Source organism: Paucisalibacillus globulus DSM 18846, from assembly GCF_000482485.1.
GTDB lineage: Bacteria > Bacillota > Bacilli > Bacillales > Amphibacillaceae > Ornithinibacillus > Ornithinibacillus globulus.
The window spans coordinates 194,756-208,085 of sequence record NZ_AXVK01000001.1 but is presented as its reverse complement, the minus strand read 5'-3'; the positions used below and the strand labels follow the sequence as shown (position 1 = coordinate 208,085).

The 13,330-nt window shown below is 36.3% G+C and carries 16 protein-coding genes; 7 read left to right on the top strand and 9 right to left on the bottom strand.

What is annotated here, in order from left to right; translation table 11 throughout:
* Positions 1-69: 69 nt before the first annotated feature.
* Complete coding sequence (locus K332_RS0101085) at positions 70-771, top strand: DUF421 domain-containing protein (RefSeq protein WP_026905763.1); 702 nt, start codon at positions 70-72, stop codon at positions 769-771.
* A 348-nt stretch (positions 772-1,119) separates the two neighbouring features.
* Here the strand turns inward: K332_RS0101085 and K332_RS0101080 are convergent, their stop codons facing one another.
* The 4 genes from K332_RS0101080 to K332_RS21760 all read right to left on the bottom strand — a co-directional run bounded on the left by K332_RS0101080 (position 1,120) and on the right by K332_RS21760 (position 3,578).
* Positions 1,120-2,355, bottom strand: coding sequence for an IS256 family transposase (locus K332_RS0101080; RefSeq protein WP_026905762.1), 1,236 nt, complete (start codon positions 2,353-2,355; stop codon positions 1,120-1,122).
* Between the two features lie 225 nt (positions 2,356-2,580).
* Entirely contained in the window at positions 2,581-2,850 is a 270-nt protein-coding gene (locus tag K332_RS21765; protein WP_036687782.1) for a hypothetical protein, read from the bottom strand.
* Positions 2,851-2,924: 74 nt separating this feature from the next.
* The gene (locus K332_RS0101070) at positions 2,925-3,122 is read right to left on the bottom strand and encodes a hypothetical protein (RefSeq protein ID WP_026905761.1); all 198 of its coding nucleotides are present in this window, start codon (positions 3,120-3,122) and stop codon (positions 2,925-2,927) included.
* 243 nt (positions 3,123-3,365) lie between these two features.
* Positions 3,366-3,578 carry a hypothetical protein gene (locus K332_RS21760; protein ID WP_036687779.1) on the bottom strand — a complete coding sequence of 71 codons (213 nt, stop codon included), beginning with the start codon at positions 3,576-3,578 and terminating at the stop codon, positions 3,366-3,368.
* A 207-nt stretch (positions 3,579-3,785) separates the two neighbouring features.
* On the opposite strand from K332_RS21760, the gene K332_RS0101060 reads away from it, so the two are divergent.
* On the top strand, positions 3,786-4,277 hold the full coding sequence (locus K332_RS0101060) for a CotY/CotZ family spore coat protein (RefSeq protein WP_026905760.1): 492 nt from the start codon (positions 3,786-3,788) through the stop codon (positions 4,275-4,277).
* Between the two features lie 147 nt (positions 4,278-4,424).
* Here the strand turns inward: K332_RS0101060 and K332_RS0101055 are convergent, their stop codons facing one another.
* Positions 4,425-4,988 carry a CotO family spore coat protein gene (locus tag K332_RS0101055; RefSeq protein WP_026905759.1) on the bottom strand — a complete coding sequence of 188 codons (564 nt, stop codon included), beginning with the start codon at positions 4,986-4,988 and terminating at the stop codon, positions 4,425-4,427.
* A 204-nt stretch (positions 4,989-5,192) separates the two neighbouring features.
* Positions 5,193-6,554: a magnesium transporter gene (gene mgtE, locus K332_RS0101050; protein WP_026905758.1), complete on the bottom strand. Its 1,362-nt coding sequence runs from the start codon at positions 6,552-6,554 to the stop codon at positions 5,193-5,195.
* Positions 6,555-6,719: 165 nt separating this feature from the next.
* Here mgtE and K332_RS0101045 point away from each other — a divergent pair, with 165 nt between their 5' ends.
* Complete coding sequence (locus K332_RS0101045) at positions 6,720-7,901, top strand: FtsW/RodA/SpoVE family cell cycle protein (protein ID WP_026905757.1); 1,182 nt, start codon at positions 6,720-6,722, stop codon at positions 7,899-7,901.
* A gap of 50 nt (positions 7,902-7,951) precedes the next feature.
* Positions 7,952-8,698 carry a bis(5'-nucleosyl)-tetraphosphatase PrpE gene (gene prpE, locus K332_RS0101040; RefSeq protein ID WP_026905756.1) on the top strand — a complete coding sequence of 249 codons (747 nt, stop codon included), beginning with the start codon at positions 7,952-7,954 and terminating at the stop codon, positions 8,696-8,698.
* Here prpE and K332_RS0101035 read toward each other — a convergent pair whose 3' ends face one another.
* From K332_RS0101035 to yjbM, 3 genes are read right to left on the bottom strand one after another with little or no spacing between them, the layout of a single operon-like run.
* Entirely contained in the window at positions 8,699-9,583 is an 885-nt protein-coding gene (locus K332_RS0101035) for an RluA family pseudouridine synthase (RefSeq protein ID WP_026905755.1), read from the bottom strand. It lies immediately after the preceding gene.
* A gap of 15 nt (positions 9,584-9,598) precedes the next feature.
* The gene (locus K332_RS0101030; RefSeq protein WP_026905754.1) at positions 9,599-10,402 is read right to left on the bottom strand and encodes an NAD kinase; all 804 of its coding nucleotides are present in this window, start codon (positions 10,400-10,402) and stop codon (positions 9,599-9,601) included.
* Between the two features lie 27 nt (positions 10,403-10,429).
* Positions 10,430-11,038, bottom strand: a complete 609-nt coding sequence (gene yjbM / locus K332_RS0101025) for a GTP diphosphokinase (RefSeq protein ID WP_026905753.1) — start codon at positions 11,036-11,038, stop codon at positions 10,430-10,432.
* 128 nt (positions 11,039-11,166) lie between these two features.
* Here yjbM and K332_RS0101020 point away from each other — a divergent pair, with 128 nt between their 5' ends.
* The 3 genes from K332_RS0101020 to K332_RS0101010 all read left to right on the top strand — a co-directional run bounded on the left by K332_RS0101020 (position 11,167) and on the right by K332_RS0101010 (position 13,086).
* Positions 11,167-11,733 (top strand): CYTH domain-containing protein, encoded by a 567-nt coding sequence (locus K332_RS0101020; protein ID WP_026905752.1) that lies wholly within the window; start codon positions 11,167-11,169, stop codon positions 11,731-11,733.
* 70 nt (positions 11,734-11,803) lie between these two features.
* On the top strand, positions 11,804-12,181 hold the full coding sequence (locus K332_RS0101015) for a globin domain-containing protein (protein WP_026905751.1): 378 nt from the start codon (positions 11,804-11,806) through the stop codon (positions 12,179-12,181).
* Between the two features lie 14 nt (positions 12,182-12,195).
* Entirely contained in the window at positions 12,196-13,086 is an 891-nt protein-coding gene (locus tag K332_RS0101010) for a ClpXP adapter SpxH family protein (protein ID WP_026905750.1), read from the top strand.
* Positions 13,087-13,330 lie beyond the last annotated feature (244 nt).

The following is a 13,330-nucleotide window of genomic DNA, read 5'->3' as shown; positions in this document are numbered from 1 at the left end:
CTTATCCCCTAATCTGTGTATGACTTTTTACATTCCGGTTAATCTAAGAATGGAAAGGGGACATTAGGGTTGATTTCATATTTTCAAATGTTTATAGACACACTCTTTGGCTTTTTCGCCTTATATTTAATGACAAAACTTCTTGGCAAAACACAGATTTCTCAACTAACAGCATTTGATTTTATTTCAGCTATTATACTTGGTGAACTTGTTGGGAATGCGTTATTTGACGATAAAGCTGGGATTCTGGAAATTGCTTATGTGCTTTTTTTATGGGGGGGATTATTATATCTTACAGAGTGGATTACACAGAGGTTCAAAGGATCACGCGCCTTACTAGAAGGTTCACCCGAGATTGTTATTCGTAATGGGAAGTTGATTCGAGATGTGCTGAAAAAGAATAAATTAGATGTCAATCAGCTTCAACATCTTCTGCGTGAGAAGGATGTGTTTTCTATTCGTGAGGTAGAATACGCAATTTTAGAAACGAATGGTGCTATTTCTGTATTGAAAAGATCAGATTACCAGACACCCACTCGTAAAGATATGAAGCTAGCGCCACAACCCGCTAACCTATCCGTCACACTAATCAATGATGGAGAAATTATCTATGATAATTTAGAAGAAAAAAACCTTACAGAAGAATGGTTGTTGGAAGAATTAAAAGTACAAGGCTATGATCAAGTAAAAGATGTGTTTTATGCAGAGTATATGAAAGACGAGGAATTATTCCTATTACCATTTATCAATAGAGGGAAAAGGAAGCATTAAAAGCAGATTAAAAGCCCACTCTGGGTTTGTCAAATAAAGTGTGTAAATTAATTATTATTTATTGATATTTTAACCAACTATTCGTGAATGGAACCACTTACCAACAAATGTGCGAGCTATTAAATAAGTGTCACAGCAAGCCACCATTGACTGCAGCGCCCGATTCTTAGTATTCGGTGGAAGGGGTCGGGGCCCCGCCAGCGAATGCTTAGAATCGATTTGTCCGTGTTACAATTTAAAGCAGGATTGCCCCAAAGGGCTTTATTTTGACCATCCTGCGAAGAATTCAACAACACGGACAAAAGCAAAGTCAATGGTGGCGTACGTGATACGGGTTCTATATCCTCCTTAAATATATTTGTGTACTCTTTCTTCTAGTCCTTCATGAATTAATAGCTGATTCATTACGATAGACCAGTTATTAATATGACCACCTTCCCACTTAGCTCCCAACTCTTTAATTCGCAAATATAGAACTTTTAAAAGAGCATTTTCATTTGGAAACGCACCTTTTTTGGTTACCTTTCTAAAGCTTGAATGGATGCTTTCAACCGCATTCGTTGTATACATGATCTTTCTTATCGCACTTCCATATTCAAATAGCTGTTCAACATGATGATAGTTTCTTGTCCACACATTAATTGCCCCCGGATACGCTGACCATTGTTGTTTAAACGATTCAAATGCACTTTGACAGGCCTTAAGACTTTGAGCACCATAAACCTTCTTCAATGAGGCTGTAAAGGCTTTGTAATCCTTGCTTGGAACATATTTGATGGAGTTACGTATCAAATGAACCATACATCGTTGAACGGTTACTTCTGGGAAAATGGCACGGGCACCTTCCTCTAATCCACTTACACCATCCATAGAAATAAAGAATATATCTTCAACGCCTCTCGCCTTAATCTCATCAAATATTTGCATCCATTTATGCTTACTTTCGGTTTCATTTAACCACAAGCCAAGAACATCCTTTTTTCCTTGCATGGTATAGCCAAGAATCGTGTAAACAGCATATTTCTTGGTTTCATATTCATTCCTAATAGTTGTAAACATACAGTCTACAAACAAGAAAGCATAACAGTTACTTAGTGGACGGGTTTGCCATTCCTCTAACTCAGGAATCACCGAATCCGTGATATCTGATACCATGTCATGGGAAACAGAAAAGCCGTAAATATCTTCAATGGTTAATGAGATATCCCGTTGTGACATGCCCCGAGCATACATAGAAATGACTTTGTCCTCAATAGCTGAAACATCCCTTTGGCGCTTGGGAATAAGTTTTGGTTCAAATAATCCATCACGATCACGTGGGGTAGCAATTTCTACCTCTCCAGAACTTGTGTGTAACATTTTCTTACCGTATCCATTTCTTCTATTTGATGATTCTTTTTCACCTTTATCATTTGATTCATAACCTAAATGGTGATTCATTTCACCTTTTAACATTGCTTCGAACATTGGTCCGAAAATATCCTTAAGAGCTTTCTGCATGTCATCCACAGATTTTGGTTGATACTCTTCGATAATTCTATTAGCTAGGTCTACAGATTTAGGATCACGCTTAATTTTTGCCATATCAATTCCTCCAATTCCTTATATTCCCATTATGGGAATATAAAAAAAATCTAAACTGTCAAGCAGAAGCCGTACGCTCTTCTACTTACACAGTTTAGATTACACTCTCGCCCACTCTTATTTCGAGTGGGCTTTTTCAAATTCCTTAAGCTCGCTAATTTGCTCACAAATATGCAACTAAGTTCCACCTATGGACTGTTTCATTTCCCTTACTAAGAAGGTCCTCTACACACGTTCATTTACAAAATGTCCTAATCCTGTTATTTCTGTATATACCTCATCCATATCACTATAGGAAGATATAGGAGCTTTTGTTGGACGCATTGCCTCAAGATCCTGATTTCTTATCTCTTCCTCATGTTTCAATTCTTCATACTTCGTCCTTAAAACCGTTTTATAGGATTTTTCAACCGATGTTATTGTTCTTTTCCTTGTAACCATTCTTCTCTGATAATCCGCATATTCATGTTGTTGAATCGGTAATATATATCCCATATTACTACCCCCTCAACCTTTTACTATAGATATTCGATATCATTCCTTATTTTATGTCTGTCTATCACAACAAATTAACCTTCCATTTTCTTTTCTAACTCGGTTATCCAGTGCTCCATTTCGCCAATTGTTTTCAAAAAACGTGTATTCCATTCCCCCATTTCTTTTTCAAATGTAATCATTTTCTTTTCAGGCTGTTGAAACCACTTTTCATTTTTCTCTAGATGCTTTTCAATTATGCCTAGGTTTTTTATCAGTTTTTCCCTATCCATTCGCTTCCCCCTCCCTATTTTATCGCAGGTTAACTGGCTGTAAGATCCCCACTTCGAGAATTCGAGTGAAATTCAAGAATTATAAGTGAGGGATCAACAGCCAGTAAAAGCCCGATTCGTTCAACTAACAATCAGTGGGGGAAGTACAAAAACCCCCACTGATTGAAGTTTCACTTTATGTAAAAAAAAATGCAGCTAAATTAGCTGCTATGATGTTGGTTATAATGGGCCATAAAACTTATTCTATATCCAGGAAAATGGCCCTCTGCCCCTATTATTGTTATCACGTTCATCGCTTCCGGATTCACTGCTACTACTACTGCTTGATTCTAATTGATCGTCTTCATCTCTAAAGCCACCTAAAATTGGATCATGCCTTCTTTTTGGGTTAATAATTACATTTTCCGCTTCAATCACAAGATCTTTAACTCGAATTACTCTTCTATTTTCAGACATTGCTTGTCACTCCTTCATGAATTTTGCTCGTTATTAGTCTATGTAACTAGCCCGGGATAAGTATGGTCAAATGCCCTATTTCTACTGCTTTTTATTCGACTTTAAGACTTATCAAAATATCGTACAGGTGCCCACACCATATAGTTGCTAACACATATTCTATTAAAGACAATAAGTCAATAAGCATGATGAAAGGAGAAATGTTTCATGGGTTGTAGCCATGGTAGAGTAGAAGGTGCAGCAACAAGAGAAAACTGCGTTTGTGAGATTCTTCGTGATATTGTTGATGCTCAAAACGATGTTATTGAGAACTGTTGCGACACTAGTTGTGAACAATCAATCAACGATTTATTAGGTGAAACAGATCCTGGTAATGGGCTAGACACAGTACCTGTAATTTTATACTGTGCAGGTGATTGTAAACCATTTAAAGGATTCGGAGCAAAACGCGGTGGTGGATTAGGTACAATTGGAGATTTAAAAGCTAGCTTCATCTTCCGTGTAAAAAAAGTAACAGATGATTGCTGTGCAGTTCTAGAATTATTACGTGATCCTAATGATCCATGTCATTGCGACCACTTAAAAGACCCGTGCGATCAATCAACTAACAATCTAGAAAATACTGGAATATGTATTACTGTAGATCTTGATTGCTTCTGTCACGTTACTTGTTTACCTGCAATAAGTGTGTTTGACTGATAATTTGAAACACCATGGAGAGTTCACTGCTCTCCATGGTGTTTATTTTTTTAGTTTCCCAAGATTAAAGCTCATTCCAAGTGGTCCAAATACATAGGTGTATAAGGGCCACTTGGTCATATTAATTCAACTCATAAATCGTCTCTGTTATAAGCCTAAACCTAACAATTGTATTTCTATAATATCTTCCATCGTAATGAAAACAGTTCTTCTCCCTACTCTCATTCGAACTTCATTATCTTCTAAATCAAGAATAATACCTCGATATTTTCTTTCTTCGGTTCGCACTTCACATTTCATTCTCGGTAAATGACTAGGAGTATTAATGAAATAATGGACTTTCTCCTGGATAGTCATGTCCTTGAATTTCTTTTTACTTTTATCATCCGATTGTTCTTGTATTTGAGGTGAGGAAGTATTCATAATCATTTTTTCTTCTTTCGGACCACTAATACTTGGTCTTTTTTGTTTTACTTGTGGCTTCTGTGACTTCTGTGGCTTCTCAGCAATATCATTGTGGAAGGAATTTAATGTAGGTCTTTTTTTAATTGGAGTTGGTGTTGTATTTTTTTCCGTTTGTGGTGATAATGCTGACACTGCTGATTTCTTTGGTGTTATATAGGAATGCTGCATAGGGGCACTTGGTTTACCTTGAGTCGGTTGATGAATATACATTAACGGTTCATTTGCAAATTTACTACGTTCAGACAAGATGGGTGATCTCCTTTCTTTTTCACTTATCATCTCATTATATGAACCTCGATATGGAATTGTGTAAATGCCTAGGAAAAAGTACACCATTGCATTAGAAAACATGGTGTTTTCCTATAAGTAGAAAAAAAACTACCTATTTTTAGGTATACTTAAAAAAGTAGGAGAATCTCATTCCCCTACTATGCTCATTCTTCTTCGCTATTACAACAAAAAGCTCATAAAAGCTGTCGCTAAACCAAAATAGATTAATACGGAGATAATATCGTTAATCGTCGTAATAAATGGACCCGAGGCAACTGCTGGATCAATTTTCATGCGATGCATAATGATTGGAATTAATGACCCCGCGATTGTTGCAACAACCAAAGTGGCCATGATTGATAAACCAACAAGGATACCTAAGTACAGATTATGCTGCCATAAGAAAATAACTACCGTAATAATAATTCCACATACTGTTCCAGTAATAAGGCCTGTTCCAGCTTCTCTAAATATCAATTTAAGTTTTCCTTCCTCCCCATATTCTCCAGTTGCAAGTCCTCTAACTGCTACGGCAAGTGCTTGCGTACCAGTGTTACCCGCCATCCCCGCAATTAATGGAATAAAGATGGATAGGATTGTTACTTTACTTAAAGTTTCTTCAAACTGCCCAATAAGACTAGCAGTTAATAGCCCAAGGAATAATAATATGATTAGCCAAGGAAGCCGCTTCCTCGCTGCAACCAACGGATTTGTATCCGGTTTGTCCCCTTCGGAAATACCAGCTAATTTTGAGTAATCCTCACTTGCTTCTTCGTCAATAACGTCTAAAATATCATCAACTGTGATAATTCCCAATAAATGTTGCTGAAAATCAACAACTGGAACCGCTAGGAAGTCGTAATCACGCATAACCTTTGCAACTTCCTCTTGGTCTTCCGCAACAGATACATGGAAGACATTCTCATTCATAATGCTTTCAATCGTAATTTCATCACTTGAGATGATAAGGTCTCTTAAAGATAATACCCCAACCAATTTCTTGTCACTATCCACAACATATAAATAGTAAATGGTCTCTGCTTCTGGTCCCTCTTCCTTTAATTGAAGCATCGTATCTCTAACAGTTTGGGTTTTAAAGACAGAAATGAATTCCGTTGTCATAATACTACCAGCAGTTTTTTCTTCATAATGGAGAAGATCTTTAATATCCTCAGCATCCTCAGCATCCATAATCGTTAAAAAGCTAACAACCTTATCCTTTTCCATCTCATTTAATATATCAACTGCATCATCTGTTGCCATTTCTGCAAATATCATCGAAGCAAATTGCGGATCCATTTCAGAGAAAAATGGTTCTGTGTCTTCAAGCTCAATATGCTCCATCATTGCCGCAACTTCTAAAGGAGAAAGATAACTGTAAATTAACATTCGATCGGTTGCATCGACTTCCATGAAAAACCCAGCTTGATCGTATGGATGAATATCCAAGAAACTCATTCTGAATTCTTCAATATTCTCTTCCATCAAATCTTGTTTAAGTTTTTCAAACAATTCTTCTTTCAATTCTTCAATATTTTCCATGACGCAACCCTCCCTTTTTATTTCTCTTATAGTTATACCATACCCTTTAAAATCATTCAGCTAACACAAGAAAAAAATGTTATAATAATATAATGCTTAATAAATGATTGGAAATCGTGTAAACTTTAAAGAGATGTAAGTTCATACAGAAAGTTAGGATAATACATGAATAACACAAAAAATAACCTTGACTATACGTTAATAACAATTGTTATACTTCTTGGCATTGTTAGCGCATTTAGTATATATACTGTTGAACCAACATTGCCAGCCAACTTGCAGGGCCTTCACTTTACGGAAAAGCAAATCCTTTGGTATGTAGGTGGCAGTATTATAATTGCACTTATCATGCTGATTGATTATGACCGATTTAGGCAACTGACCTGGGTATTGTATGGTATTGGAACAATGATGCTCTTTTTGATATTCTTAAGGAAATACTTTGGAATTCTATCAGGCATCATCCCTGAAATAAATGGTGCCTACAGTTGGTTTAAGTTTCCAGTACTAGGTACCTTGCAACCGGCTGAGTTTATGAAAGTAATCCTTATCCTGGCACTAGCTCATGTCATCTATGCTCATAACCAAAAGTTTGTCGTACAGACTATTAAAAGTGACCTCTGGTTGTTAGCCAAAATTTCAATCTATTCTCTACCGCCAATGGGACTCATCGCTGTTCAGCCTGACTTAGGAGGATTTCTAGTATTATGTGCCATCGTAGGAGCAATGATTTTAGTTTCCGGAATTCGGTGGAGATTAATATTTTCAATTCTGTTACTTACACTAGCGATAATCGCTATTATTATGGCAGCATATTTTATGTTTCCAAATTCTGTTGCTGTTTTCTTAGATGAGACGGTATTTAAACATGTATCTAGTCGTTTTTATGGTTGGCTAGAACCAGAGAAATACTCTGATTCAGGCTTTCAACTTTTACGTGCAATGATGGCCATTGGTTCCGGTCAGCTATTTGGTAAAGGTATTGAAGTAATGCAAGTGAGTGTTCCTGAACGTCAAACTGATATGATCTTTACTGCCATTGCAGAACAATTTGGTTTTATTGGTTCCAGTATCGTAGTAACATTATTCTTCCTGTTACTTTATCGCCTTATCCATATTGCAATCCAAAGTAATGATAGCTATGGTAGCTATATTGTAACTGGAGTTGTCGGTATGTTTGCATATCAAATCTTCCAAAACATTGGCATGTCCATTAAATTACTTCCTATCACCGGGCTACCACTTCCATTCTTAAGCTACGGAGGTAGCTCAACATTAACGTATCTAATCGCAATCGGTATTGTATTAAATATTCACTCTCGAACGAAGAAATATATGTTTGAATAGAGCGGGAATAGCAAAAACTATTCTCGCTTTTATTTTATGGAGGTGAGACGATGAAAATTGATGTTATAGGTGATATCCATGGATGTTATAAGGAGCTATGTTCTTTGTTTGAAACGTTAGGTTATAAAAAAGAACAAGATATTTATACCCATCCCGATGGTCGTATTCCTATTTTCGTCGGCGATTTAACCGACCGTGGTCCAGAATCCATTAAAGTAATTCAACTGGTTTTTGAAATGGTTGTAAAGAAGAAAAAAGCATGGTATGTACCAGGTAATCACTGTAATAAACTGTATCGTTTTTTTCTTGGTAATAATGTTAAGCAACAGCATGGACTGGAAACTACCGTTGCAGAATACGAGGCACTAGATAAAAAAATGCAAGGACATATCAGCAGCCAGTTCATGCGCCTATATGAAGAGGCACCACTCTATTTAGAAATTCCTGAGGCAAACGCGGTAGTAGCACATGCAGGAATAAAAAAGGCCTATATTGGCCGACATGATAAAAAAGTGAAGACATTTGTTTTGTATGGGGATATTACAGGTGAATTTGATGAGGCTGGAAGGCCAATTAGAAGAGACTGGGCACAAAGCTACAATGGAGATAAATGGATTGTGTATGGTCATACACCTGTGTTGAAGCCAAGACTGGTTAATCAAACGATTAATATCGATACAGGATGTGTTTTCGGGAATACGTTAACAGCTTTTAGACTTCCTGAAGAAACAACTATCTCCGTCCCATCTGAACAACCATATAATGAAGAAAAATTTAGATCCTTTCCAGATGAATAATTAGTATTCGTCTGGAAGGATCTTTTTCATATCTTCGGGTAATTCTGTTGTAAAGGTCATCCATTCTTTTGATTGAGGGTGTTCAAATTCGAGTGAACAGCAATGTAATGCTTGACGGTCAATCACTGTTTTCTCTCCCCCATACAAATCATCTCCAGCCAGTGGATGCCCTAGATGGGAAAAATGAACACGGATTTGATGAGTTCTTCCGGTTTCAAGCTGTACTTCAAGCAATGAATGTGAATTGGTTTCTTTCATAACCTGGTAATGTGTAACAGCCCTTTGCCCATCATTACTTACTGTTCTCTCAATAATAGAGCCTTCTTTTCTACCAATATTCGCATCAATCATACCTTGCTCTTCTTGTAAAGCACCTTGAATAATTGCATAATACTTCCTCTTCACTTTCCCTTGTTTCTGGGAAGCAGATAAAATAGAATGGCTGTAGCGATGCTTAGCAATTAATAATAGCCCTGACGTATCTCGGTCAAGTCTTGTTACTACATGAACCGTATAAGGAATATGATGTTTTTCGTAATGAAATAGAACGCCATTAGCTACTGAATTGTTCGGATGGTTCAAAGATGGTATAGTTGCAATTCCTGCTTGTTTATTAATCACTATGACTGCATCATCTTCATAAATAATATCAATCAGTATTTTTTCAGGACGCATTCTACTTCCTTTTTCTTCTACAGGAAACGCAATGGTCACGATATCCCCTAACTTTAAAGAATAGCGTAAATTCTCTTCTTTTTCATTAACTAGTATACTGCCACCATCATAAATAAGACTTTTCAGGATTCTCCTTGAAAAGCCTTGGTCATTGCGTAAAAACTCTCGTAAAAGTTTACCCTCGTCTTGATGCTCAATTGTCCATTTCATGATGAATTCACCTTGTTATTTATTATTATCAGCAACAAATGAGTCACGAACTCGATTCCAGAATGGGAATGGTCTAAAACGTGCAAAACGAATTTTTTCTTTTGCTACACGACACTGGATAGACTTAACGTTCGTATAATTATATGTGTTATGATCAATGGTAATAAAGAAACTACGATCTACGATTGGCTTAAGTAAACATGTATGATGTTTAGGTAGGATTAATGGTGAACCAATGGTACGGAATACACGATTATTAATGGATGCCATTTCAGTTAATTGAATGGCTTCTATTGATGGATGTAGTATCCCACCTCCAAGCGCCTTATTATAGGCTGTACTTCCTGAAGGTGTAGAGATACATAGCCCATCACCACGAAACGTTTCAAAGTGTTCTCCCCTAATTTCAACATCAAATACGACAGAGCTTTCTGGAGTTTTAATGGTTGCTTCATTTAAAGCTAAGTAGCAATCCACCTTGTTACCGGTATTGGAACGAATAACCACCTCTAACAAAGGATATTCCACAATTTGATACGGTGTCTTTGCAATTTCAATTACGAGCTTCTCTAATTCCTCAGGTACATAGTCTGCATAAAACCCTAAATGGCCGGTATGTATCCCAATAAACGCCGTATTAGCTAATCGATGCTGATAACGATGGAAAGCCTCCAAAAAAGTTCCATCACCACCAACTGAAATAACCAAATCTGGCTCTTCTTTATCGTATAGTAAATCAAAATCGATTAAGTGCTGTTTCATTCTTGCTTTAATTTTATTCGATCTCTCGTCACCCTTAGAGATGATTTTAAACTTCATTAACATGACCTCCCTTTAGCCCCGACATTATTTCCGGTGAAAAATACGTTGTGCTTCTTGCACTTCTGTTTTTATCTTTGACATTTCTTCATCGAGTTTAAAAGCTGCTTCTGCTGCACGCTGCAATCTTTGTTTTACTTCAACAGGGATTCTTCCCTTATACTTATAATTTAATGAGTGTTCATTTGTTGCCCAGAAATTCATAGCCAATGTACGAATCTGAATTTCAGCTAAAACCTTTTTATTTCCGTGGATTGTTTCAACCGGATATTCAATGGTCATATGGTATGAACGATAGCCACTCGCTTTTTTATCAGATATATAATCTTTTTCTTCAATAATTTTAAAATCCTTTCGTGAACGAAGCATATCAACAACCATGTAAATATCATCAACAAACTGACATACAACGCGCACTCCAGCAATATCTTGTATATCTGTTTCGATTCTCTCTAAAGGTATTTGCCTTTTCTCCGCTTTTTCTAAAATACTTTGAACAGGTTTCACTCGACCAGTAATAAATTCAATTGGAGAATGCCTTGCTTCATACTCAAATTGCCGGCGCATTCCCTTTAATTTTACTTTTAATTCTTCGACAACCTGTGAATATGGTGCAATTATTGCTTCCCAATTCATCCTAACACCACCTGTGTCTAATAACTATTCGTCCTTATTTTACCACAAACTAAATGGATATTCTTTGCATATTTACTTCTATTTAGCCATAATCAATGTAATTAACCAAACTTTTTGGGGGAATATTCGTGACACAAGAAATAGAAATTGAATTTAAAAATCTTCTAACAAAGCGTGAATATGATATCCTATTAGAACGTCTTCCATTTCCAAGTGTTGGAAAAAAACAAATAAACTACTATTTTGAAACACCAGATTTTAAGTTGCGCAAAAATGGTTCAGCATTAAGAATACGGGAAAAAGAAGGAAAATACCAATTAACTTTAAAAGAACCATATAAAGATGGGCTTTTAGAAACACATGATAGTCTTTCAAAAATAGAAGTAACAGAGTGGCTTCAAGATAAACCAGTAACAAAAGAAGCTACTGCAAAGCAACTGGAAAAAATGGATATTTCAGTGGGAGAGTTACAGTATTATGGAAGTTTAACAACTATTCGTAGGGAATTTAAAGATAATGGTCTTATTTATGTTCTTGATCATAGTTATTACCATGATGTAGAGGACTATGAATTAGAAATTGAAGCAACCGATAAAGACTCCGGAATAAAAGCGCTAAAGACTACTTTAGACGAAAACGGAATTACTAGAAAAGAGACTCCGAATAAGATTGCAAGATTTTTCCAAAAAATATAATCAGATAATTTGCCCAGTATTATCTAATGTTGCTACAATATATACACAAACTTTAAGGAGTAATTGAGAGATGCATGGAACAATATATGAGGCAATCGGTGGATTTGAAACAATTGACCGCCTTGTTACTCACTTTTATAAACGAGTAGGGAACCACCCAAAGTTAACCCCAATTTTCCCTGAAGATTTAACGGAAACTGCTAGAAAGCAGCGTCTTTTTTTAACACAATTTTTCGGTGGGCCTCGGGCTTATACAGAAGAACGTGGACACCCAATGATGAGACGTAGACATCTGCCGTTTGAAATCACACCTTCAAGAAGAGATGCTTGGTTAGAATGTATGGAGCAAGCATTAGAAGAAGCAGAAATCGAAGAACCATACCGCTCAGCTATATTTGAAAAACTAACCATGACCGCTAATCATATGATGAATACACCTGAATCATGAAAGGAGAAATCGATGTGAGTTGGGAACTACTTGAGCTTTTAAGCTCACAGAAAGCAAACACATCGTCTGAATATAGTTGTGGTACTATCAAAAAACCAATTGAAATTTATTTATTTATCGACCCGATGTGTCCAGAGTGCTGGTCACTAGAGCCGTATTTAAAAAAGCTATCAATTGAATATGGACGATTTTTTACAATTAGACCAATAATCTCAGGTTCTTCTAAACCATTAAACCACGATAACTTTGATCAACCAAGGAAGCTTAGAGAAATATGGGAACGAACTGCTTCTAGAACCGGAATGAGTTGTGATGGTGATTTGTGGATTGAAAACCCTGTACACTCACCTATTACAGCCTATTTAGCTGTAAAAGCTGCCGAACTACAAGGAATACGTTTTGGAAAAGTATTCTTACGAAAAGTGCAGGAAAGTCTATTTTTGAAGAAGCTAAATATTTCGGACGAAGCAGTTCTCTTAGATTGTGCGAAAGCTGCGAACCTTGATATTCAAGAATTTAAAAATGACCTTCATTCTGTTTCTGCTAAAAAGGCCTTACAAAGTGACTATAAACTAAATGAAGAAATGGATATTGATTACATGCCCACAATGGTCTTTTTCCATAAGAATATTGAGGAACAAGGGATCAAAATTTCTGGACTTTATCCATATGATATTTATGTACGGGTTTTAAGTGAAATGGTTGATCATCTGCCAATTCCCTCACAACTCCCCTCACTTGAAGATTTTGTTCAACATTACGAGGTTGTTGGAACGAAAGAGGTTTCTGTAGTGTATAACTGGTCTATGGAAAAAGCTGAACGTGAAATGAAAAAACTACGCTTAAAACAATTTGTAGAAAAAATTCCAGCGAAACATGGTTCATTTTGGAAGTATATTCAGTAATGAACTAATATCTTACCTAAAGACCCATTGATTTCTATGGGTTTTTATTTTTGCGAAAAAAAATAAGGATATACGGGGCAGCGTATATCCTCTTTTTTCTCACTTCTTTGTATAAAACAAAGGGGGATGGGAGAAAGTTTCATGATCAAACAAAGGGGTTTTGTTTGTGATTCATCTCACATTTATAATATACCAAGGACTAACGAATTTATCAAGAAGTTTGTTATACATTTCACAAATCTGT